We start from the raw sequence: 20,913 nt of genomic DNA, 5'->3' as shown, positions 1-20,913 counted from the left end.
GGGACCGTCTCGTCCACACGCTATACTCGTCGGCATGACGACCCGCCGGACGCCGACCGGAGCTGCCGTGCTGCAGCCCGACGTCACCTACGCCATCACCGAAGCCGTGATCGACGAGCTGGCCGATCACGGCTTCGGGAGGCTGTCGATGGAAGCGGTGTCGAAACGCGCGGGAGTCGGGAAAAGCGCGCTATACCGGCGCTGGCGGTCGAAAGACGAAATGATCGGCGCGGTCATCGCGGAATTCAGCCTGGCGCGCGCGGTGGACCCGGACACCGGCAGCCTGCGCGGAGATATCCGAGCCACCCTGGAGGCGCTTTACGGCTGGATCGCGCATCCGCGGTTTTCGCGGATTTTCCCCGGGCTGATCGCGGAAGCGCGCCAAAACCCGGCAATGGCCGAATTCGCCCGCGAAGCCATCGGCGGACCGCGGCGGGCGATCAACCGGGCGGTGTTCACCAGGGCGATCGAGCGCGGGGAGATCCCGGCGGACACGGACATCGAGATGGCCTTGGACATGGGCGCGGGGATCGTTTACTGGCGGCTGATCGTGCGCGGGATCCCGGCGGAGGAAGGGTATTTGGATCAGGTGACGGACCTGGTGGTGCGGGCGTTGCGCGCGTAATCAGAATCGCCAGCCGGTTACGGCTGACGCCGGGTGCCCGGCATTCAGCCGAAAAGATCGGTCAGCGGACGGGAAGGATCACTGTCGGAGCCGACGCGCGGTTGCTCGACGCGGATCCTCGCACGGACATCGCGCACCTGATCGACCGTTTCCACCAGGTTGGGACGCTGCAAGCAGGACGGCCGAGCCAGGAAGAGGCGTCCCCCCGCCGCCTCGCGAAGCCGGGAACGCCTGACAAGCGCTTTCCCCGGCTTCGCGACCGCGGTGCAGCCGCCGCTCAAGCCCGCTCCGGCTCCCCCGCAACCCGGTCGATCCGCGCGCCCAGCCGGTTCAGGTTCTCCACGAAATGCGGGTACCCGCGGTCGATGTGGAACACGTCCCACACCTCGGTCACCCCGTCCGCGCACAGCCCGGCCAGCACCAGCCCGGCCCCCGCGCGGATGTCCGACGCCCACACCGGCGCGCTCGACAGCTTCTCCACACCGCGGACCACCGCGTGGTGGCCGTCCGTGCGGGCGTCGCCGGACAACCGGATCATCTCTTCGATGAAGCGGAACCGCGCCTCGTACACGTTTTCCGTGATCATCGACGTGCCCTCGGACACCGCCGACAGCGCGACCGCGAACGGCTGCAGGTCCGTGGCGAAACCGGGGTACGGCAGGGTCACCCAGTCGACCGCCTTCGGGCGTTCCGGCTGGACGACTCGGAAGCCCTTGTCGTCGTAAGTGGTGACCTCCGCGCCGGCCAGGCGCAGCTTGTCCAGGACCAGGTCGAGGTGGTGCGGGTTCACGCCGCGCACGGTCAGGTCGCCGCGGGTCATCGCGGCGGCGAACGCCCAGGTCGCGCCTACGATGCGGTCGCCGATCACGCGGTGTTCGGTCGGGTTCAGCTGTTCGACGCCGTGGACGGTCAGCGTCGAGGTGCCCGCGCCCTCGATCTTCGCGCCCATTTCGGTCAGCATCGTGCAGATGTCGGCGATTTCCGGTTCGCGGGCGGCGTTGTCGATCACCGTCGTGCCCTCGGCCAGCACGGCCGCCATCAGGATGTTCTCGGTCGCGCCGACGCTCGGGAAGTCCAGCCAGATCTGGGTGCCCACCAGCGTTTCGGCCTTCGCGACGACACACCCGTGCTCGATGGTGCTCGTCGCGCCGAGCTTGCGGAGGCCGTTCTGGTGCATGTCCAGCGGACGCTGGCCGATCGCGTCGCCGCCGGGCAGCGCGACGACCGCCTGCTTCAGGCGGCCGACCAGCGGGCCCAGCACGCACACCGACGCGCGCAGCTTGCCCATCGCCGCCGAATCGGCGCGGTGCGACAGCTCCTTGGGCGTGGTGATGCGCGCCGTGTCGCCCTCGATCTCCACCTCGCAGCCGACGCTGCGCAGGACGTCGCCCATCAGCGGGACGTCCAGGATCTGCGGGCAGTTCGTGATGGTCGTGGTGCCTTCGGCCAGCAGTGCCGCGGCCATCAGTTTCAGCACGCTGTTCTTGGCGCCGACCACGTCGACCTCGCCGACCAGCCGGGCTCCGCCATGCACGTCGAAGTGCTCGCTCATGGCCGCCAATCATGCCCTCTCGCCCAGTTTTGCCCGAACCCGGGCCGGTAGAGTCGAACGTATGGTGGTTCGTATCAACCGGGTCTACACGAAGGTCGGCGACAGCGGCACGACCGCGCTCGGCGACGGTTCCCGGGTCCCCAAGACTTCCGCCCGGCTGTCCGCCTACGCCGACACCGACGAGGCCAATTCCGTGCTCGGCCTGGCGATCGCCCTCGGCGGGCTCACCGACGAGATCGCGGAAGTGCTGCGCCGGATCCAGAACGACCTGTTCGACGTCGGCGCGGATTTGTGCCTCCCGATCCAGGAAGACCCGCCCTACGAGCCGCTGCGCATCACCGAGGCGTACCTGGAACAACTCGAAGGCTGGTGCGACGAGTTCAACGACCGGCTGCCGAAACTCACGTCTTTCATCCTTCCGGGCGGCACCCCGGGCGCGGCGTTCCTGCACCAGGCGCGCACGGTCTCCCGCCGCGCGGAGCGGTCCGCGTGGGCGCTGCTGGAGGCCGAGCCGGACACGTCCAACCCGATCGCCGCCAAGTACCTCAACCGGCTCTCCGACCTGCTGTTCATCCTCGCCCGGCTGGCCAATCCGGAAGGCGACGTGCTGTGGCGGCCGGGCGGCTGATCGCGGCCGCCGTTCCCACCGCGGCAGTCCTCGCCGCCGGAGGTTGGGCGGCCCGCAATCTCAAGACGTCCGACTGGGCGGTGGCCCGCACCCGGCGTGCTGAATTCACCGGATACGACGCGGTGGTCAACGGATCGAAGCTCCACTACGCCCAAGGTCCGGCCGGTGCTGCTGCTGATCCACGGACAGACCGTCGACTGGCAGAGCCACGCGTGCGTGCTGCCTGAACTGGCGCGGGACTTCACGGTGTACGCGGTCGACGTCCACGGCCAGTCCGCCCGGGCGCCGGAGAAGTACACCGCGGCCGCGATCGGGGCTGATCTGGCCCGGTTCGTCGAGGAAATCATCGGGAAGCGGGTGGACAGCGGCCACAACGTGCACGGAGAGAAACCGGCGCGGTTAGCCGAGCTTGTCCGCGCCGTCACCGCCTGGCTCTGGCTACCGGGCCCAGTTGGCTTCCTGAGCGGCCCAGTACCGCTCGTAGTCGACGTCCCACGTCGAATCGCGGCCCGGTTCGACGGCCTGGGCGACAGTGAGCTCCTCGAGCCGCACCGGCTTCGGCAAGGTCTGCCAGCGGCGCGCGCGGTCTTCCCGTTCTCGGGCGTCCATACACCCAGGTTAGCGCCGGAGAACCCGCTGCACGAGAAACAAAAGCCGGGCCCGCCGCAATGGCGGACCCGGCTGAAAAACTCACGAAGCTCGCGGCAGCCGTCGCCCCGGCGGAGCCGATTCGAGCCACGACAGGAATCCGGTCAGCGCACCCGGCCCCATCGCGATCTCGATCGCTTCCTGGTCCGAGGACTCGCAGCGCAGCACCGTCGACCCCTCAGGCACCGCGTACGCCTCGGAACCGGACGGGTCCCGCCGGTCCGCGATCTGCATGCTTTCCCGCTGGAACACGCGATCCGGGCCGGTGCGCAGGCTCCACACCCGGTACCAGACGAATTTCTCGCCCTCGTACCGGCCGAGGCCGAGATGCCAGCTCGAACGGGGACTGTCCGGACGCCACCGCAGCGCCACGCTGACGCCGCCGCCGCGGCGCATCCGGATCCACCGCTGGCCGTACCAGCCGACCACGACGACAAGCACGATCAGGAGCGCTAGCACCACCACAGCGATCTGCACGGCCCGGCTCCTGCCCGTCTAGTCCGCTCAGACCGGCTGTCCGGCCGCGCGGAGCTGGGCCGTGGCCCTCGTCCGCTCGGCCTCGTCGCCGGTGCTGAGGGCTGCCTTCGCGGCCGCCACGTCGATTTCGTCGGACAGCTCGGCGCTCTCCGCGAGCACGCTCACCCCGGTCGCGGTGACGGACAGGAACCCGCCGTGCACCGCGGCGGTCAGCACGTCGCCGTCCGTCGTGTTCACCTTCACCACGCCACCCTCGACGAGCTGGCCCAGCACCGGCTCGTGTCCGGGCATGATGCCGATCTCGCCCTCGGTGGTCTGCGCCACCACGAAGGTGGCGGTACCCGACCAGAGCCGGCGCTCGACGGCAACCAGCTCCACGGACATCTCAGCCACGTAGCACTCCTTCGCTCGGGGTGTCACCACCGAGTGTAATAGGTCTTGCTTCGGTTACGAGAACGGCGGGGGCCGATGTCCACAATGGACAGTGCCCCCGCCGGTCTCACGCACTCACTTGCCGGTGATCTCGTGGTACTTCTTCTCGAGGTCCTCGAGCCCGCCAATGCCCAGGAACGCCTGCTCCGGGTAGTGGTCGAAGTCGCCCTTGGTGATGCGGTCGAACGACTCGATGGTCTCCGACAGCGGCACCGTGGAGCCCGGGATCTGCGTGAAGGCCTCGGCCACCAGCATGTTCTGGGACAGGAAGCGCTCGATCCGGCGCGCCCGCTGCACGGTGAGCTTGTCCTCTTCGGAAAGCTCGTCCATGCCGAGGATCGCGATGATGTCCTGCAGCTCCTTGTACTTCTGCAGGATCCGGATGACCTCGGAGGCGACGCGGTAGTGGTCCTCGCCGACGATCGCCGGGTCGAGGATCGTCGACGTCGACGCCAGCGGGTCCACCGCCGGGAAGATGCCCTTCTGGAACACCGACCGGGAAAGCTCGGTGGTGGCGTCCAGGTGGGCGAACGTCGCGGCCGGGGCCGGGTCGGTGTAGTCGTCCGCGGGCACGTAGATCGCCTGCATCGAGGTGATCGAACGGCCTCGGGTCGAGGTGATCCGCTCCTGCAGCTGGCCCATCTCGTCGGCCAGCGTCGGCTGGTAGCCCACGGCCGAAGGCATGCGGCCCAGCAGGGTCGACACCTCGGAACCGGCCTGGGTGAACCGGAAGATGTTGTCGATGAACAGCAGCACGTCCTGGTTCTGGACGTCGCGGAAGTACTCCGCCATGGTCAGCGCGGACAGCGCGACGCGCATACGCGTGCCCGGCGGCTCGTCCATCTGGCCGAACACGAGGGCGGTGTCGTTGATGACGCCGTCCTCGGACATCTCCAGGAAGAGGTCGTTGCCCTCACGGGTGCGCTCGCCGACGCCGGCGAACACCGACGTACCGCCGAAGTTCCGGGCGACACGGGTGATCATTTCCTTGATCAGCACCGTCTTGCCCACGCCCGCGCCGCCGAACAGGCCGATCTTGCCGCCCTGGACGTACGGGGTCAGCAGGTCGACGACCTTCAGGCCGGTCTCCAGCATCTCCGTCTTGCCCTCGAGCTGGTCGAAGGACGGCGGGTTGCGGTGGATGCCCCAGCGCTCGAGGTCGTCGCCGTAGCCGGGCTCGTCGAGGCACTCGCCGAGCGCGTTGTAGACGTGGCCCTTGACCTTGTCGCCCACCGGAACGGTGATCGGGCCGCCGGTGTCGGTGACCTCCGCGCCGCGGACGAGGCCGTCCTGCGGCTGCAGCGAAATGGTGCGCACGAGGTTGTCGCCCAGGTGGGCCGCGACCTCGAGCGTCACCGTCTTGCGCAGCTGCTCGAACTCGATCTCGACCTTGAGCGCGTTGAACTGGTCGGGGACGGAACCGCGCGGGAACTCGACGTCGACGACCGGCCCGGTCACCGAGACGATGCGCCCCTTGGCGCGCGGGGCTTCAGTACTGGTCATCAATCATCACTTCCTGCTGCGGTGAGCGCGTTCGCGCCACCGACGATTTCGGAGATCTCCTGGGTGATCTGCGCCTGCCGGGCCTGGTTCATCTCCCGCGTCAGGGTGCCGACCAGGTCGTTCGCGTTGTCCGACGCGGCCTTCATCGCCGTGCGGCGGGCCGCCAGCTCCGAGGCCGCGGACTCCAGCAGCGCCGAGTACAGCCGGGTGTTGATGTACTTCGGCAGCAGCGCGGAGAGCAGCTTGTCGGCGCTGGGCTCGAACTCGTAGCTCGGCAGCAGACCGGCGGGCTTCTCGTCCTCGCCCTCGGAGTACTCGACCTCGAGCGGCGCGACGCGCTTGGCGACCGGCCGCTGCGTCAGCATCGACACGAACTCGGTGTAGACGACGTGGATCTCGTCCACCCCGGTGATGCCGTCGGCATTGCCCGAGGCGTCGTCGACACCCGCGTTGAAGGACTTCACCAGCGTCTCGGCCGCCGCGACCGCGTCCGGGTAGCCCGGCTGGTCGGAGAAGCCGATCCAGCTGCCGGTCACCGGACGGTTGCGGAACCGGTAGTAGTTCAGGCCCTTGCTGCCGGTCGTGTAGACGTCGACCGCCTTGCCCTCGGACTTGAGGAGGGCAAGGAGTTCTTCGGTCGCCTTCAGCACGTTGGAGTTGTAACCGCCGCACTGGCCCTTGTCACTGGTGACGACCAGGACGGCGGCGCGCTTCGGGTTCGGGCGTTCGACCAGGAGCGGGTGGTCGAGGTTGGCCGCCGCGCCGGCCAGCGCCGAGAGCACCTTGGTGATCTCGTCCGCGTACGGCCGGGAAGCGGCGACCTTCGCGCGCGCCTTGGTGATGCGCGCGGTGGCGATGAGTTCCATCGCCTTGGTGATCTTGCCGATCGACTTCGTCGCCTTGATGCGCGAGCGAAGCTCCCGGAGTTGTGCGGCCATGGGCTACCAGCTCACTTCTTCGGGGCGGGCTTGTTGACCTTGACGGTCTCCTGCCCGACCTTCTCGGCGGCCATCGCGTCAGCGTTCGACTCCAGCGGCTTGCCCTCGGCGGTGGTGAACTCCTTCTTGAATTCGTTCACCGCCGCGATCAGGGCGTCGCGGGTGCTGTCCTCGAACTTGCCGGTGTCGCGGATCGCGCCCAGGACCTCGGCGTGCTTGCGCCGCGCCGAGTCGAGGAACTCGAGGTTGAACCGGCGCACGTCCTCGGTCGGGACCGAGTCGTAGTGGCCGTTCGTGCCCAGGTACACCGTGGCGACCTGCTCCTCGACCGGGACCGGCGAGTACTGCGGCTGCTTGAGCACCTCGTACAGCCGGGCGCCGCGCTCCAGCTGCGCCTTCGACGCGTCGTCCAGGTCCGAGGCGAAGGCGGCGAACGCCTCCAGTTCGCGGTACTGGGACAGGTCGATGCGCAGCGAGCCCGCGACGTTCTTCATCGCCTTGACCTGCGCGGCACCACCCACGCGGGACACCGAGATGCCCACGTCGATGGCCGGGCGCTGACCGGCGTTGAAGAGGTCCGACTGGAAGAAGCACTGGCCGTCGGTGATCGAGATGACGTTCGTCGGGATGTAGGCCGACACGTCGTTGGCCTTGGTCTCGATGATCGGCAGGCCGGTCAGCGAGCCGGCGCCCAGCTCGTCCGACAGCTTGGCGCAACGCTCAAGGAGACGGGAGTGCAAGTAGAAGACGTCGCCGGGGAACGCCTCGCGGCCCGGCGGGCGGCGCAGCAGCAGCGAGATCGCGCGGTAGGCGTCGGCCTGCTTGGTCAGGTCGTCGAACACGATCAGGACGTGCTTGCCCTCGTACATCCAGTGCTGGCCGATGGCCGAGCCGGTGTAGGGGGCGATCCACTTGAAGCCGGCCGAGTCGGAGGCCGGGGCCGCGACGATGGTGGTGTACTCCATCGCGCCCGCGTCCTCGAGCGCCGACTTCACCGAGGCGATCGTGGAGCCCTTCTGGCCGACCGCGACGTAGATGCAGCGAACCTGCTTCTTCGGGTCGCCGGTCTCCCAGTTGGCCTTCTGGTTGATGATCGTGTCCACCGCGACCGCGGTCTTGCCGGTCTTGCGGTCGCCGATGATCAGCTGGCGCTGGCCGCGCCCGATCGGGGTCATCGCGTCGATCGCGGTGATGCCGGTCTGCAGCGGCTCGGCCACCGGCTGGCGCTCGACCACCGAGGCGGCCTTGACCTCCAGCGGACGCCGGGTCGTGGTCTCGATCTCGCCGAGGCCGTCGATGGCGTGGCCGAGCGGGTTGACGACCCGGCCGAGGTAGCCTTCGCCGACCGGCACCGAGAGGACCTGGCCGGTCCGCTTGACCTGCTGGCCTTCTTCGATGCTCTCGAAGTCGCCGAGGATCGCGGCGCCGATGGAGCGCGCGTCCAGGTTCAGTGCCACGCCAAGCACGCCGCCCGGGAACTCGAGCAGCTCGTTGGCCATGGCCGAGGGCAGCCCTTCGACGTGGGCGATGCCGTCACCGGCGTCGGCGACGACGCCGACCTCTTCCCGCTCCACGGAAGGGGCGTAACTCGAGACGTAATTCTCGATCGCGTGGGCGATCTCGTCCGAGGAGATCGTCAGCTCCGCCATTTCGTTCCCGCTCTCGCTTCTCTTCTGTCCAGTGTGCAAAGTCTGTTGTGCCGCTCAGGCCCGGCTCAGCGTGCGGCGCGCGGCCGCCAGCTGCCCGGAGGTGCTGCCGTCGATGACCTCGTCCCCGACGCGGACGACGAGGCCGCCGCCGAGTGCCGGGTCGATCTCGACGTGCAGCGCGATCGGCCGCCCGTAGATGCCGTCGAGCTTGGTCCCGAGAAGGGCCCGCTGCTCGTCGGTGAGCGCGTTCGCCGAGGTCACGTACGCGACCGAGCGCTCGCGCCGCTCGGCGGCCAGCGCGACCAGCTTGTCGAGCGCGTTGCCGATGCCGCGCCCCTTGGCGCGCTGCACGGCCTGCTCGACCAGGGTCTCGACGACCGCGTCGACCTTGCCCGCGAACAGCCCGCGGACCAGGGTCCGCTTCGCCTCCGCGGGAGCGGTCAGGTCGGACAGCGCCGCCTCGAGTTCCGGGGCGCCCGCGACGATCCGCGCGACCTGGAACAGCTGAGACTCGACGGTTTCGACGTTCCCGGCCTTTTCGGCGGCGGTGAGCAGCGCCGAACGGCCGATCGATTCGAGCCCGTCCACCAGCTCGCGGGGACTGGACCAGCGGCTGCCCGCCACGGTGTCGAGCACCTTCAGGGCCTGTTCGCTCAGCTTTCCGTCGAACAGGCGGCGGACCAGGCCCTGGCGGCTCTCCGGCGCGACCGAAGAATCGCCGACCGCGCGGCGCAGGCCGATTTCGCGGTCAAGGAGGTCGACGACCGAGAGCAGCTCATCCCCGGCCTTCGCGGGGTCAGCGCCCGCTCCGGCCAGCACCTCGCCGAGCTTCTGCTCGGCGAGGTCGAGCGCTTCACGGCTCGCAGCATGCAGCGTCATCTCTGGTTACTTCCCCGCTCCGTTGGTGGCCCCGGCGGTGTCCAGCTCCGCGAGGAACCGGTCGACGGTGCCGCGACGGCGCGCCTCGTCCTCGAGCGACTCGCCGACGATGCGGCCGGCCAGCTCGACCGCGTTGCGGCCCATTTCGGCCCGCAGCTCGGCGACGATCTGCGCCTTCTGCGCCTGCAGCTGGGCGTGGCCCTGTGCCACGATCCGCTGGGATTCGGACTCGGCCTGCTCCCGCAGCTCCGCCTTGATCTGCTCGGCTTCGAGCCGGGCGTCGTCGCGGATCTTCGCTGCCTCGGAACGGGCGTCCGCCAGCTGGGCCTTGTACTCCGACAGCGCCTTCTCGGCCTCTGCCTGAGCCTTCTCGGCCTTCTCGATCCCGCCTTCGATCTTCTGCGCCCGCTCCTCGTACGCCTTCTCGAAACGAGGGACGACGTACTTCTTGAGGATGAACAGCAGGATCAGGAAGGCGACGATGCCGAGGATCACTTCCGACCAGTCGGGCATGATCGGGTTGTGGGCCTCTGCCAACAACTCCACTTGGGTCTTCAGCACAACGTCTCCTTAAGCGAGAGCGAACGACTCAGGCAGCGGAGGCGATGAAGTAGATGACGATACCGATCAGGGCCAGCACCTCGGTGAGCACGAAGGTGGCGTAACCGATGCCCTGCAGCTTGCTCTGGGCCTCCGGCTGACGCGCGGTGCCGTTGATCACCGCGGCGAAGATCAGGCCCACGCCGATGCCGGGGCCGATCGCGCCCAGGCCGTAGCCGATGGCGGCGAGGCCGGCGTTGAGGTTGACGGTCTGGGCGGCAGCCTCGGCCAGGACGATGTTGCTCACGTGCGTTTCCCTTCACTTCGGTCCGCGCACTCACGCGGATCGGGGTCTTGTGGTGTTCTCAGTGCTCCGACGCCAGCGCGGCGCCGATGTACCCCGCGGACAGCAGGGCGAAGATGTACGCCTGGAGGCACTGGATGAACGCCTCCAGGAACGTCAGGCCGATAGCGAAGATCCACGCCACCAGCGACACCGGCTTCAGCGCGATGCTCGAGGTCTCGGTCAGCAGGAAGGTGCCGCCGAGGGTGAAGACCGCCAGGATCAGGTGTCCCGCGAACATGGCCGCGAAAACACGGATGGCGAGCGTGAGCGGGTTCAGGAAGAACTTCTCCGCGAACTCGATCAGCGCGAACAGCGGGAGCACCGGGCCGGGGACGCCGGCCGGCGCGAGTTCTTTCTTGAAGTACCCGCCGAGGCCGTGCTTCTTGATCCCGACGTAGTGGTACACCGGGTAGACCACGAGCACCGACAACGCGATCGGGAACCCGAACCGCGCCATGGTGGGGAACTGCAGGAACGGGATGACCCCGTAGAGGTTGTTCATCAAGATGAAGGTGAACAACGCGAAGATCACCGGCACGAAGCGCTGGAAATCCTTCGAGCCGATCTGCTCGCGGGCGATGTTGTTGCGCGCGAAGTCGTAGATGCCCTCGGCCACGAACTGGCCCTTGGTCGGAACGACCTTCAGCTTGCGCGTCGCCAGCAGGAAGTACCCCGCGATGATGATCACCGAGAGCACCACCAGAAGCATCGGCTTCGTGACGAAGCCGAACAACGGCGGCAGCTCAAAGCTTTCGGCGCCAGGGGGCGCGAAGGTCGCACCCTCGGTCAGTACCAGCGCGGCCACTGGGCTCCTCCCGGTTCTCCCGGCCGGCGTTCACTCCGCCGGGGGAATCGTCACGATCTGGACTTAACGTACCCGATACGCATCGGGACGCCGGAGGCGGCGGTACCCACCGTGCGCGGAGCCAGCCAGCCGGTCTGCGCACGAGGGAGGTCTCGCGTGAACACTGCCCTGCGGTCTACTTCGGACCAGCGGGTTGAGAGGCGGAACCATCCGGTCGCCACACTGCTGATCGCGGTTCGTCGTCGGGAGTGCGCGGCCGAGGCCGCCACCCATGACGCGGACCATACCAGCAGGTCAATCACTGCCGTACAGGCGTACTCCTAACCAGCCGAATGGTCCAGGACCTAGGTCCCGAATCCGGCTGGGACCCTTGTCCCGAATCCGTCAATTCGAGGCGGGAATGATGGTCGGGATACGCGCTTTGCGGAATGTCGCGAACTCCACGGCGGCGGCCACGAGAATGGCGACGATCATCGTGATCCCGAGGGAAAGCGGGTGCAGCACGGTGACGCCCTTGAGCAGAGTGAGCGCGAGGAACAACAGGATGACCTTCGCCGCGTAACCGCCGAGCGCGATGAGCATCACGAGCGACGGGTCCTGTCCGGCGGATACCTTCATCATGCCCAGCGTCGAGAGCGAGGCGACCATCGCCAGCACGCCGCCGACCAGGGCCCCGAGGAAGCCGTGCAGTCCGTTGAGGACGGTGAAAAGAACAATGCAGATCAGGATGAACGGCGGGGTGAACAGGAGCGAGGCCCGCGTCATCGAGCGCGCGAGCTGGCGCACCGGAGCGGCGTGCGGGTTCTCCGGAGCTTTGGCCTGAGCCGCGGCCTGGGACGTCTCGGGCGTCGTCTCGGGCGTCTCGGTGTCGCTCACTGCATTCGCTCCTCGTTCGGTTCGACCCGCCAGTATAGACCGCCCGCGGGGTCAGACGCCGGGGCGGTGCCGGGAACGCAGCCGCGGCACCAGGGAAACGAGCACCGCCAGCACCAATGCCGCGCCAATCGACCAGAACACGACGGGGCTGTCGAAAATCGTGATGGAGACCGCGCCGAAAGAGAGAATTCCGGCCCACAAATAGATCAGCAGCACCGCGCGCCGTTGCGAATGGCCGATTTCCAGCAACCGGTGGTGCAGATGCATTTTGTCGGCGGCGAACGGGCTCTGCCCGCGCCGCGTGCGCCGGACGACGGCCATCACGAGGTCGAGCACCGGCACGAAAAGCACGGCCACCACGACCACCAGCGGGGACAGCAGGGCCAGCGCGTCCGACGCGGAGAACCGGGTGTAGTTGACTCGTCCGCTCGCCGATGTGGTGGCTCCGGCGAGCATCAGGCCGATCATCATCGATCCGGAGTCGCCCATGAAAATTTTGGCGGGCTGGAAGTTGTACGGGAGGAAACCAAGACATGCCCCGGCGAGCGCGGCGGCGATCAGCGCGGGCGGGTACGAGCCGAAGTCGCCGCCCGCGTTGTCGAGCAGGCCGAGCGAGAACACGCAGGTGGCCGTCGCGGCGATGAAGCCGAGCCCGCCGGCCAGCCCGTCGAGGCCGTCGACGAAGTTCATCGCGTTGACCATGACGACGACCATGACGACGGTCAGCAGCGCGCCCTGGTTCTTGTCCAGCACCAGCACCGAACCGATGGAATCGCCGTTCCCGCCCCACGGCACCCAGAACGACACCCACTGCACGCCGAAGATGACGAGGATCCCGGCGCACATGACCTGTCCGGCGAGCTTCGTCCACGCGTCGAGCTCGAACCGGTCGTCCAGGATGCCGATGAGCGAGATGACGCCCGCCGCGAGCAGCACGCCGACCGCGTCGTAGGAGACGTCGAAACCGTGGCTGAGCGCGGGAAGCTGGTGCGCGAGGCCCATCGCCGCGGCGATCCCGAGGTAGATGCCGACGCCGCCCATCCGCGGGATGGGCTTGACGTGCACGTCGCGCGCGCGGGGGTTGGCGATCGCGCCGATCCGGATGGCCACGCGCCGCACGACGCCGGTCAGCAGATAGGTCACCGCGGTCGCGGTCAGCGCGACGAGCAGGTACTCCCGGATCGGGAGAAGTCCTTGGACTACAGGCATGACCGCGTCACGCCCGCCGGGAGGTCGGAGTCACCGCGCCACGCTACCGCGCCCGCGTGCGGCCCCGGTGAACGGCAGTCACTTGCCCGGCTCAGTCCAGCGTCTCCTCGGCGACGCCGATCACCTCGGCGATGGCGGCCTTCGTGACCGCGCCCTCGCGCAGCACCACCGGCTTGTCGCCAGTCAGGTCCACGATGGACGAGGCCACCGCTTCCCCGCTCGACCCGCCGTCGAGGTACACCGACACCGAGTCGCCGAGCTGCTCCTGGGCTTCCTCGGCGGTCGAGGCGGGCGGGCGCCCGGAGACGTTCGCGCTCGACACCGCCATCGGGCCGACGTCGCGAAGCAGCTCCAGCGCGACCGGGTGCAACGGCATCCGCAGCATCACCGTGCCGCGCGAGTTGCCGAGATTCCACTGCAGACTCGGCGCGTGCGGCAGCACGATCGACAGGTCGCCGGGCCAGAACGCCTCGATGAGCGCGCGCGCCTGCGGCGGAACGCCGAGCACCAGACCGTCCACAGTGGACCAGGAGCCGACGAGAACGCCGACCGGCATGTCCGGGCCGCGGTTCTTCGCCCGCAGCAACGCCTGGACGGCGCCGGAGTCGAACGCGTCGGCGCCAATGCCGTACACCGTGTCCGTCGGCAGGACGACCAGCCGGCTCGACCGCACCGCGGCAGCCGCCGCGGACAGGCCTTCGGCTCGGGATTCGCGCTTGCCGCAGTCGTAGACCGCACTCATGACGGGCAGCCTATCCCCCGGCGCGGACGGGTTCGGAGCGCCCCGAGGTGCGATGGGGCGGTGGAGCGGTCTGGCTCCGGCGAGGGGCGGGCTCGGTACGCGATGCGGAGGTCCGTGAAGGGCTCCTTGAGGGAATCAGATTCCCTCAAGGAGCCCTTCACAGACGGCTGCGGGAGCGGATGGCTCGGTCCGATGCGGAGGATCTCGCGCCGCGCGAGCTGACGTGACTCCGGCAGGGCGATGGCGAAGGGCTCGGGTGAGGGTGCGGGGGCTGCCCCAATGCCGCTTTGGGTGCATCCCACGCACCCAAAGCGGCGTTCGGTGCATCCCACGCACCCAATGTGGCATTTCGTCAGGGACGAGGCGGAGGGCTCGGTCCGGCGCGGGGCGCGGCCGCACCGGACCGAGCCTGGCCGAGTGGCCGCCTGACCCGGGGGGTCAGCGGCCGAAGGTCAGGCGATCAGCTGCCGTAGCTGGCCTGCTTCACCGCGAACACGTTCCGGTTCCCCGCCCCCTCCTGAAGCGACCACAGGAGATCCGCGTCCTTCGGGTCCTCCCAGTACGAGATGCTCTCCCCGCTGCTCACCCAGGCGTGCGTGGCCGGGCCCGCGGTTGGGGTCCAGTAGTAGAGCTGCTTCTGAGTGGAGGAGTTGAACCACCAGCGGCCGTTGTGCGAGGCGACGCCGTTGAGGTTGTACCAGGGCAGCTGGAGAGCCTGGCTCGCCGTCGTCGAGGCTGCGAACGTCGTCGCTCCCGAGGCGAACGGGAAGCGCACCGCGCGCGGCGGGCGGTTCGGGTAGTCCGCGCAGTCGGCCTTGCAGGTGTACTCGGTCATCACCATCGACTTGCTCACCCGGTCCAGCGAGATGCTCGACCAGGCCAGGTTCGGGCCGGAGGCGGTGTGCGCGGCGACCGTGCCGACCTGCGGCAGGACGTAGCGGTAGTTGTGCGCGTAGTACTGGCCGCTGGAAAGGCCGATCTGATCCGCCGTGCCGCCCGAGTTGACCTCGAGGATCTTGCGCATGTCGAAGACCCGCATGCCGCCGCCGGTGTCGGCGACGTACAGGTAGTCGCCGTACCAGGAGACGCCGCCGGCGTGGATCGGGATGTCCTTGTAGTTCGGCGAAGCGGTGGTGCCGGTGGGTTCGACGAGCAGGATTTTGCGGTACTTGTTCGGGTAGGTCGCGTCCCAGTCGGCGAGGGTGATCCGGCTGCGGACCTGCTTGCCGCCGCATTTGTCGCGCGTGTACCAGCTGACAGCGACGAGCTGGTGTCCGTCGTAGTTGCCGCCGTTGTCGCCGCCGACCGCGTCGCGGCTGGTGGTGATGCCTTGCGGATAGTTGGTGCAGTCGGTGTTGTCGCCGTCGTCGAAGCGGAACCCGCCGGTGAGACCGGCCGGGTTGAACGTCGACGGCAGCGGCTTGCGGTCGTGGTTCGCGTTGTCCATGACGGTGTGCACCGGCACGGTGTGCAGCTTCGACGCGAGGCCCGAGTAGGCCGCGTCGTATTTGTGGTAATCCGAGGTCAAGGTGTATTGGCTGGCGGGCAGCGTGGTCGGCCCGGCGGCGGCGGACGCGTTCGTCGCGCTCGCGGTGAGCGCTGTGGCGGCGATGAGCGCGGCGCCGCATCCGGCGGTGATTCGATGACGCATGAACATGACTCCCCCAGAAGTCTGATTGTTCGGCCGCCCCAAGGTAGGGGGTGGCCTTGCGGCGGGGCAAGCAGTTGCCGCCCAGCCGAAAGGCGCCATCCGCCGGATGGACGGATGACGCCTTTCAGCGCTCAGAATCCGATCGCGGTACAGGCAGTCGTCGTTGACTTCGACGGGTCGGCGATCGACGTGGCGGTGAGCCGCACGCGAGCGGTGTGCGGTGCGTCCGCCGAACGTTTCGCGTACGCCTGGATTTGCGTCGAGCTGCCGAACTTGGCGGTGGCCAAGGCATTCGGGAGCCGGACTTCCCAGCCGCGAGCGTCAGTGGACGCGGTCAGCCGGTAGGTGTCCTGGTCGTACGGAGCTGCCGCGCCGCGTGCCGAACCCTGGTTCGACAGACGGAAGTCGCAGGTGGCCAGCCCGCCGCGGGTGAACGCGGGCAGTGCGGGCCACAGCCACGCGCCCCGTGCCTGCGGTCCGGCGCCGTCGAGCGACGCGACGGTGACCGTGTACGACAGGACGCCGCGGCTGTCCCGGTCGAGGTCGGTGACGAGGAACCGCAACCGGTTGGCTTCGTCGGTGTACTCGTAGCCGCCGGCCGCGCCGGTGCCCGCCTTGAACGTGGCGTCGTTGAGCTGCCGGTAGTCGCCGACGGTGATCTTGACCGGCGTGCCGTCCGCGCGGACGTAGTCGGTCAGGCCGATGTCCTGCGGGTTCGCGTCGACGATCCATTCGAACGGCGCGGCGTCCTTGGCCTTGGTCTTGGCCAGCAGGACGCCGGAATCCGGCGCGAACGAGTCCGAACCCATCCGGTCGACGACCTCGAGGCTGTAGTGGTCGTACCCGCCGCCGTCGCACTTCGGGTCCGTCGCCGGATCGCACTGGGGCGAACGGTCGCCACCGGTGAGCGCGATCGTGACGCCCGCGTACGCGCCGGACGCGGGCTCCGCTTCCCTCGCAGTCACGCGAGCGGTGACGGGACCGGTCGTGGCGAGCTGGTTCCGGTCCAGGTTCAGGACGGCCTTCGGATCGACGATGCCGAGCTTGAGTTTGTTGCGCAGCATGTGGTGCGCGCCCATCGAACCGCCTTCGGTCGCCGGGATCTGCCAGCGCGTGTGCGGGCCGCCGGGGCCGTTGAAACTGCCGCGCGACAACATTTCCCACGGCCCGGTGTACGAGCGCCGGGGCGGATTGCCGAACGGGTTGTTGTAGTTGTCGCCGATGCCGAGGATGTGGCTGAACTCGTGCGCGAACACGCCCTGGCCCGAGCTTTCCGCCTGGGTCGAGGATCCGTTGGCCGCGTTGGGCCAGATGGTCGACGCCGAGGCCCACGACGTCCACGGCACGTAGCGCGTGTGCGCCCAGTTCCGGTCGCCGGGTTTGCTGCCCGGCGGGCCGAATTCGGCGGGCACGTTCTCCTTCGTGCCGAACTTCATCTCGCCGAATTCCTGCCACGTCGAGCTTTCGTCCTGGCCCGCGGAGAGGAAGAAGATGAAGTCGAACTGGTCGGCGACCGGACCGACGTCGGCGCGCCACGCGTCGCCCGCGTCCTTGCGCAGGTCGCGGGTGCAGTCGGCGTTCGCGGGACAGTCCTCCGGCTGCATTTCCATGCCGTACTCGAAGGATTTGCCGGGCATGCGGTAGGGGCCGAACGCGGTGAGGTCGACGCCGAACCGGCCGCCGGAGTCCTCCATCCAGTACTCGTTGATGGTGTGGCCGTGGTTCAGGGTTTCGGGTTTGTTGAGGAAATCCTGGTAGTGCTGCGCGACTTTCTCGCGCGGCAGATTGCTCGCGGACGGCGACGGATTGCCGAAGACGGTCGAATGCGGTGCTTTCGTGACCACGAAATCCGCGTCCGGGTAGTCGGCCAGCACGACGGCGCCCTTGAACTTGCGCACGGTCGGTTTCAGCGACGGGTCGGCCCAGTTGGTGCCGGGGACGTGGCGGTAGTCCTGCCAGGTCATGCTCGCCTGGTCGGCCCAGTGCGCGGAATCCAGCGGCGCGGGCCAGCCCTGGGTGAGCGGATCGGCCGCGGCGGTCCCGGCGAGCAGCGCGGGCGCCAGTGCCGCTGCCGCCACGACTGCGGCGAGGCGGCCGCGAATGGTCCGGGTGGTCCGGATGCGGTGATTCCGGCGGGGTAAGGGGGATCTCATCCTCGCTCCTCACTTCTCCGCCGGTCCGCCCGGCGGTCCCGAGGCCCGACGCTAACGGTGATCGTTAGGCGGGCGAACGAAATCCACCCCGCTGCCGCACGACGAAAGTCGGGCAAGACAGGGGCAAAGGTGCGAATGGCGCAGCGCCACCGGCTGGATGCGGCGGGCGGGTCGTGAGGGGAACCCTCACGGACTCAGAGTCCCTCAGGGTTCCCCTCACGACCTCCAAGTTCGTGAAGGTGGCCCTCACGGACCAGCGCAAGTCCGTGAGGGCCACCTTCACGGACTCGGGTCTCCTCAACGGCCCTTCACGGCCAACAGCGGTCCGTGAAGGGCCCCTTTACCGACTCAGATTCCCTCAAGGAGTCCTTCACGGACCTTCGGAGAACAGTGCGGCCTCAGCCGAGGCGACGGGCGGTGACGAAGCGGGCGCGGCCTGTGTAGTCCGGGTGGTCCTCGACCCCGGTCAGCACTCGCCTTGCCCGCACCAAAGCCGGGACCGCCGAACCGTGTGTGTCGTCGTGTTCGATCGCCAGACCGCCGCCGGGGCGCAGCAGCCGCGCACCGGCCGCGATCGCGTGCCGGATCACCGCCAAGCCGCTTTCCTCCGCGAAGACCGCGCGCGCCGGGTCGTGTTCGCCGACCTCCGGCGGGACCGGCGTGCCCTCCGGCACGTACGGCGGGTTGCAGAGCACCAGGTCCACGAGACCGTCGAGTTCGGCGAACATCGTCGGGTCCGAGATGTCGCCGGAGTAGAGCCGGATCGGCGTGTTTCCGGCGGCGGTGTGCACGTCGGCGTTGTGCCGGGCCCAGGCGAGCGCCTGGGGGTCGACGTCGACCGCGTAGACCACCGCGTCCGGGCGTTCGTGTGCCAGCGCCAGCGCCAGCGCGCCGGAGCCGGTGCACAGGTCGACCACCACCGGGTATTCGCGGCCCTGCAGGAACTTCACGCCCCATTCGAGGAGCAGTTCGGTCTCCGGGCGAGGGACGAACACACCCGCGCCGACGTTGACCGTGATGTTGCCGAGCGCGGCCCATCCGGTCAGGTACTGCAGCGGGATCCGCTTGGCGCGCTGCGCGACCAGCTGGCCGATCGCGTCGATCACCGGCGGGTCGACCAGCGGCACCATCGGCAGCCTGCCCCGTTCCACGCCGAGCACGTGCGCGGCGATGAGATCCGCGTCCGACCGCGGCGATTCCACGCCCGCCTCGGTGAGGATCCGGGTGGCCTCCATGATGGCCAGGCGCAGCGGCTGCCGATTCACTGGTCGTCCTTCACTCGTCGAAGCTGCCCCCAACGGGGGTGCTGCTCAGCGTATCGACCCCCGCCCGCGCGGGCGTCACGCCTGGCCGAGATACCCGGACAGGACTTCGCGCCGCTGAGCCAGGTCCCCCATCCGGCGGTCCACTTCGGCCAGTTCCCCGCGCAGCCTGCGCACCAGGTCGGGGCACAGGTCCAGGTGCGCGGCGGGACCGACCGCGCAGTCGAGCATCTGGGCGATCATCTCCGTGGTCAGGCCCGCGGCCAGCAGTTTCCGGATCTGGCACACCCGCACGACGGCCTCCTCGCCGTACACCCGGTAGCCGCTCGTGTTGCGCGCCGAGTCCAGGAGCCCCTGTTCGCCGTAGTAGCGCAGCAGCCGCGGCGCGACGCCGGTGCGCTGCGCGAGTTCGCCGATCAGCATCCGATTCTCCCCCGCCTCTGGCCTTCACACTGGTGTCAATCCTTAACGTCGCGAACATGACAGAACATTTCGCGCCTCTCGTTCTCGGAGCGGGTCCCGGCCTGCTGCTCGCGCACGGCGCGGGCGGCGGCGTGCACGCCAACTTCGGTCCGCTGCTGGACGATCTCTCCCGTACGCACACCGTGGTCGGGGCCGATTACCCCGTCGCGGGCGGCACGCTCGACGAACTCGCCGACGGCCTGGTCGCGACCGCCGTCGACGCTGGCGTCGAGAAATTCACCGTCCTCGGCTACTCGCTCGGCACGGCCGTCGCGGTCCGCGTGGCCACCCGGCACCCCGATCGCGTGACCGGGCTCATCCTCACCGCCGGTCTCGCCCGGCCGGACGCGCGGATGGAGCTGGCGCTGGATGTGTGGGCGGAGCTGCTGAAAGGCGACCGCGTCCGGCTCGCCAAGTTCCTGATGCTGACCGCCGTCAGCGAGCAGTTCCTCGCCACGCTGACGGCGGAGCAGCTCACCGCAGCGGTCGCCGGGCTGGCCGAATCGGTGCCCGAGGGCACGGCGAAGCAGGTCGAACTGGTGCGATCCGTCGACACAAGGGCGGAACTGGCGTCGATCGCGGTCCCGACGCTGGTGATCGCCACGACGCTGGACGCCCTCGTGCCGCCGAGGCATTCGCGCGAGCTGGCCGACGGCATTCCCGGCGCGGAGCTGGTCGAGATCGAGTCCGGGCACGGCATCACCGACGAGGCGCCGGACGCCTGGCTCACCGCGATCCGGAAGGTGCTGCGATGAGCCGCCAGGTCGTCCTCCCGAACGAAGCGCCCGACCTGACCCCGCGACGCCTCGCCGACCTCGCCCGGCTGGCCGAGGAGCTGGGGTACGAATCCGTCTGGCTGCCTGACCACGTGCTGCCGCCGGAACCGTTCGGCGAGGTTTTCGGCGGCGTGTACGAGCCTCTCGCGACGCTCGCCTACCTCGCTGCGGCGACCGAACGCGTGCAACTGGGCACGTCGGTGGTGATCGCGCCGCTGCGCGAGCCGTACCTGCTGGCCAAACAGGTCGCGACGATCGACCGGCTGTCCGGGCACCGGCTGATTCTGGGCGTCGGCGCGGGATGGAACGAGCCGGAGTTCGCGGAGATCGGCGCGGATTTCTCCCGGCGCGGGGCGACGCTGGACGACACGCTTTCGCTGCTGGACCAGCTGTTCACTACCGGACGCGGCCGGGCTGGCGGGTATTTCGAGCCACGGCCGCGGGGGCGGATTCCGATCCTGGTCGGCGGGAACTCGACGGTCGCGCTGCGCCGGGCGGTTCGAGCCGGGGACCAGTGGCTGAGTGCGGGACTCTCGCCGGAGGCTTTCGCGGAACGAGCTGCGACGCTGACTCGGCTCGATCCTGAACGGCGCGTGCGACGGATTGCCCGGCAGCAGTTCGATGACGACTTGAGCGCGGCTGTCGAGACCTACCGTGGGTATCGGGAGGCCGGCGCGGACGCGGTGGCCGTGCATTTCGGCGATGACGACGGATACGAGGAGCGGATGGCCGCCTTCGCCGCGGCAACCGCCTGACGTCA

22 protein-coding genes are annotated in these 20,913 nt (G+C 68.9%); 4 read left to right on the top strand and 18 right to left on the bottom strand.

From position 1 onward, the window contains the following. The first annotated feature begins 34 nt into the window (after nt 1-34). Nucleotides 35-625, top strand: a complete 591-nt coding sequence (locus tag ABZX37_RS26805) for a TetR/AcrR family transcriptional regulator (protein ID WP_354743978.1) — start codon at nt 35-37, stop codon at nt 623-625. Between the two features lie 277 nt (nt 626-902). Here ABZX37_RS26805 and murA read toward each other — a convergent pair whose 3' ends face one another. After that, nucleotides 903-2,177, bottom strand: a complete 1,275-nt coding sequence (gene murA, locus ABZX37_RS26800; RefSeq protein ID WP_354743976.1) for a UDP-N-acetylglucosamine 1-carboxyvinyltransferase — start codon at nt 2,175-2,177, stop codon at nt 903-905. Nucleotides 2,178-2,238: 61 nt separating this feature from the next. Between murA and ABZX37_RS26795 the strand changes: the two genes are divergently transcribed. After that, nucleotides 2,239-2,805 (top strand): cob(I)yrinic acid a,c-diamide adenosyltransferase, encoded by a 567-nt coding sequence (locus ABZX37_RS26795; RefSeq protein WP_354743974.1) that lies wholly within the window; start codon nt 2,239-2,241, stop codon nt 2,803-2,805. Nucleotides 2,806-3,243: 438 nt separating this feature from the next. On the opposite strand, the gene ABZX37_RS26790 is transcribed toward ABZX37_RS26795, so the two are convergent. From ABZX37_RS26790 to ABZX37_RS26710, 17 genes are all read right to left on the bottom strand, one after another. Continuing rightward, on the bottom strand, nt 3,244-3,414 hold the full coding sequence (locus tag ABZX37_RS26790; RefSeq protein WP_167756599.1) for a hypothetical protein: 171 nt from the start codon (nt 3,412-3,414) through the stop codon (nt 3,244-3,246). Between the two features lie 81 nt (nt 3,415-3,495). Continuing rightward, nucleotides 3,496-3,930 carry a DUF2550 domain-containing protein gene (locus ABZX37_RS26785; RefSeq protein WP_344271456.1) on the bottom strand — a complete coding sequence of 145 codons (435 nt, stop codon included), beginning with the start codon at nt 3,928-3,930 and terminating at the stop codon, nt 3,496-3,498. Nucleotides 3,931-3,957: 27 nt separating this feature from the next. Then, nucleotides 3,958-4,323, bottom strand: a complete 366-nt coding sequence (locus ABZX37_RS26780) for a F0F1 ATP synthase subunit epsilon (RefSeq protein ID WP_354743971.1) — start codon at nt 4,321-4,323, stop codon at nt 3,958-3,960. A 114-nt stretch (nt 4,324-4,437) separates the two neighbouring features. Further along, complete coding sequence (gene atpD, locus ABZX37_RS26775) at nt 4,438-5,865, bottom strand: F0F1 ATP synthase subunit beta (protein ID WP_354743969.1); 1,428 nt, start codon at nt 5,863-5,865, stop codon at nt 4,438-4,440. After that, the gene (locus ABZX37_RS26770) at nt 5,865-6,803 is read right to left on the bottom strand and encodes a F0F1 ATP synthase subunit gamma (protein WP_354743967.1); all 939 of its coding nucleotides are present in this window, start codon (nt 6,801-6,803) and stop codon (nt 5,865-5,867) included. The genes atpD and ABZX37_RS26770 overlap by 1 nt, the downstream gene beginning before the upstream one ends. Before the next feature lie 11 nt (nt 6,804-6,814). After that, nucleotides 6,815-8,452, bottom strand: a complete 1,638-nt coding sequence (gene atpA, locus ABZX37_RS26765; RefSeq protein ID WP_354743965.1) for a F0F1 ATP synthase subunit alpha — start codon at nt 8,450-8,452, stop codon at nt 6,815-6,817. Between the two features lie 54 nt (nt 8,453-8,506). Next, on the bottom strand, nt 8,507-9,331 hold the full coding sequence (locus ABZX37_RS26760) for a F0F1 ATP synthase subunit delta (protein ID WP_354743964.1): 825 nt from the start codon (nt 9,329-9,331) through the stop codon (nt 8,507-8,509). A gap of 6 nt (nt 9,332-9,337) precedes the next feature. Further along, complete coding sequence (locus tag ABZX37_RS26755) at nt 9,338-9,892, bottom strand: F0F1 ATP synthase subunit B (RefSeq protein ID WP_354743962.1); 555 nt, start codon at nt 9,890-9,892, stop codon at nt 9,338-9,340. Nucleotides 9,893-9,920: 28 nt separating this feature from the next. Next, entirely contained in the window at nt 9,921-10,178 is a 258-nt protein-coding gene (locus tag ABZX37_RS26750; protein WP_354743960.1) for an ATP F0F1 synthase subunit C, read from the bottom strand. Between the two features lie 58 nt (nt 10,179-10,236). Continuing rightward, nucleotides 10,237-11,022 (bottom strand): F0F1 ATP synthase subunit A, encoded by a 786-nt coding sequence (atpB, locus tag ABZX37_RS26745; RefSeq protein WP_354743958.1) that lies wholly within the window; start codon nt 11,020-11,022, stop codon nt 10,237-10,239. A 384-nt stretch (nt 11,023-11,406) separates the two neighbouring features. Further along, a complete protein-coding gene (locus ABZX37_RS26740; protein WP_354743956.1) occupies nt 11,407-11,898 on the bottom strand; it encodes a hypothetical protein in 492 nt (163 codons plus the stop codon). Between the two features lie 51 nt (nt 11,899-11,949). Then, nucleotides 11,950-13,107, bottom strand: a complete 1,158-nt coding sequence (locus tag ABZX37_RS26735; RefSeq protein ID WP_354743955.1) for an MraY family glycosyltransferase — start codon at nt 13,105-13,107, stop codon at nt 11,950-11,952. A 91-nt stretch (nt 13,108-13,198) separates the two neighbouring features. Beyond that, the gene (locus tag ABZX37_RS26730; RefSeq protein WP_354743953.1) at nt 13,199-13,849 is read right to left on the bottom strand and encodes an L-threonylcarbamoyladenylate synthase; all 651 of its coding nucleotides are present in this window, start codon (nt 13,847-13,849) and stop codon (nt 13,199-13,201) included. Between the two features lie 460 nt (nt 13,850-14,309). Next, entirely contained in the window at nt 14,310-15,500 is a 1,191-nt protein-coding gene (locus tag ABZX37_RS26725; protein ID WP_354743951.1) for a hypothetical protein, read from the bottom strand. A 131-nt stretch (nt 15,501-15,631) separates the two neighbouring features. Then, complete coding sequence (locus ABZX37_RS26720) at nt 15,632-17,653, bottom strand: M6 family metalloprotease domain-containing protein (RefSeq protein ID WP_354743949.1); 2,022 nt, start codon at nt 17,651-17,653, stop codon at nt 15,632-15,634. Nucleotides 17,654-18,051: 398 nt separating this feature from the next. After that, nucleotides 18,052-18,918: a peptide chain release factor N(5)-glutamine methyltransferase gene (prmC, locus tag ABZX37_RS26715; protein ID WP_116204486.1), complete on the bottom strand. Its 867-nt coding sequence runs from the start codon at nt 18,916-18,918 to the stop codon at nt 18,052-18,054. Between the two features lie 75 nt (nt 18,919-18,993). Beyond that, the gene (locus ABZX37_RS26710) at nt 18,994-19,338 is read right to left on the bottom strand and encodes a MerR family transcriptional regulator (RefSeq protein WP_354743947.1); all 345 of its coding nucleotides are present in this window, start codon (nt 19,336-19,338) and stop codon (nt 18,994-18,996) included. A 56-nt stretch (nt 19,339-19,394) separates the two neighbouring features. Between ABZX37_RS26710 and ABZX37_RS26705 the strand changes: the two genes are divergently transcribed. Both ABZX37_RS26705 and ABZX37_RS26700 read left to right on the top strand, forming a co-directional pair. Next, nucleotides 19,395-20,132: an alpha/beta fold hydrolase gene (locus ABZX37_RS26705; protein ID WP_354743945.1), complete on the top strand. Its 738-nt coding sequence runs from the start codon at nt 19,395-19,397 to the stop codon at nt 20,130-20,132. Then, on the top strand, nt 20,129-20,908 hold the full coding sequence (locus ABZX37_RS26700) for a TIGR03619 family F420-dependent LLM class oxidoreductase (protein WP_354743944.1): 780 nt from the start codon (nt 20,129-20,131) through the stop codon (nt 20,906-20,908). The genes ABZX37_RS26705 and ABZX37_RS26700 overlap by 4 nt, the downstream gene beginning before the upstream one ends. The last annotated feature ends 5 nt before the right edge of the window (nt 20,909-20,913 follow it).

Source organism: Amycolatopsis sp. NPDC004079 (assembly GCF_040610415.1).
Classification (GTDB): domain Bacteria; phylum Actinomycetota; class Actinomycetes; order Mycobacteriales; family Pseudonocardiaceae; genus Amycolatopsis; species Amycolatopsis halotolerans.
The sequence above is the reverse complement of the archived record's forward strand: the minus strand, read 5'-3'. Positions and strand labels throughout refer to the sequence as shown.

Excerpts from the sequence above, each read along its gene's own strand:
- ABZX37_RS26735 (WP_354743955.1), bottom strand. The coding sequence starts at position 13,107 with ATGCCTGTAGTCCAAGGACTTCTCCCGATCCGGGAGTACCTGCTCGTC.
- ABZX37_RS26725 (WP_354743951.1), bottom strand. The coding sequence starts at position 15,500 with ATGCGTCATCGAATCACCGCCGGATGCGGCGCCGCGCTCATCGCCGCC.
- ABZX37_RS26805 (WP_354743978.1), top strand. The coding sequence starts at position 35 with ATGACGACCCGCCGGACGCCGACCGGAGCTGCCGTGCTGCAGCCCGAC.
- ABZX37_RS26760 (WP_354743964.1), bottom strand. The coding sequence starts at position 9,331 with ATGACGCTGCATGCTGCGAGCCGTGAAGCGCTCGACCTCGCCGAGCAG.
- ABZX37_RS26700 (WP_354743944.1), top strand. The coding sequence starts at position 20,129 with ATGAGCCGCCAGGTCGTCCTCCCGAACGAAGCGCCCGACCTGACCCCG.
- atpD (WP_354743969.1), bottom strand. The coding sequence starts at position 5,865 with ATGACCAGTACTGAAGCCCCGCGCGCCAAGGGGCGCATCGTCTCGGTG.
- ABZX37_RS26720 (WP_354743949.1), bottom strand. The coding sequence starts at position 17,653 with ATGAGATCCCCCTTACCCCGCCGGAATCACCGCATCCGGACCACCCGG.
- murA (WP_354743976.1), bottom strand. The coding sequence starts at position 2,177 with ATGAGCGAGCACTTCGACGTGCATGGCGGAGCCCGGCTGGTCGGCGAG.
- ABZX37_RS26710 (WP_354743947.1), bottom strand. The coding sequence starts at position 19,338 with ATGCTGATCGGCGAACTCGCGCAGCGCACCGGCGTCGCGCCGCGGCTG.
- ABZX37_RS26705 (WP_354743945.1), top strand. The coding sequence starts at position 19,395 with ATGACAGAACATTTCGCGCCTCTCGTTCTCGGAGCGGGTCCCGGCCTG.
- ABZX37_RS26730 (WP_354743953.1), bottom strand. The coding sequence starts at position 13,849 with ATGAGTGCGGTCTACGACTGCGGCAAGCGCGAATCCCGAGCCGAAGGC.
- ABZX37_RS26770 (WP_354743967.1), bottom strand. The coding sequence starts at position 6,803 with ATGGCCGCACAACTCCGGGAGCTTCGCTCGCGCATCAAGGCGACGAAG.
- ABZX37_RS26795 (WP_354743974.1), top strand. The coding sequence starts at position 2,239 with ATGGTGGTTCGTATCAACCGGGTCTACACGAAGGTCGGCGACAGCGGC.
- ABZX37_RS26790 (WP_167756599.1), bottom strand. The coding sequence starts at position 3,414 with ATGGACGCCCGAGAACGGGAAGACCGCGCGCGCCGCTGGCAGACCTTG.
- atpA (WP_354743965.1), bottom strand. The coding sequence starts at position 8,452 with ATGGCGGAGCTGACGATCTCCTCGGACGAGATCGCCCACGCGATCGAG.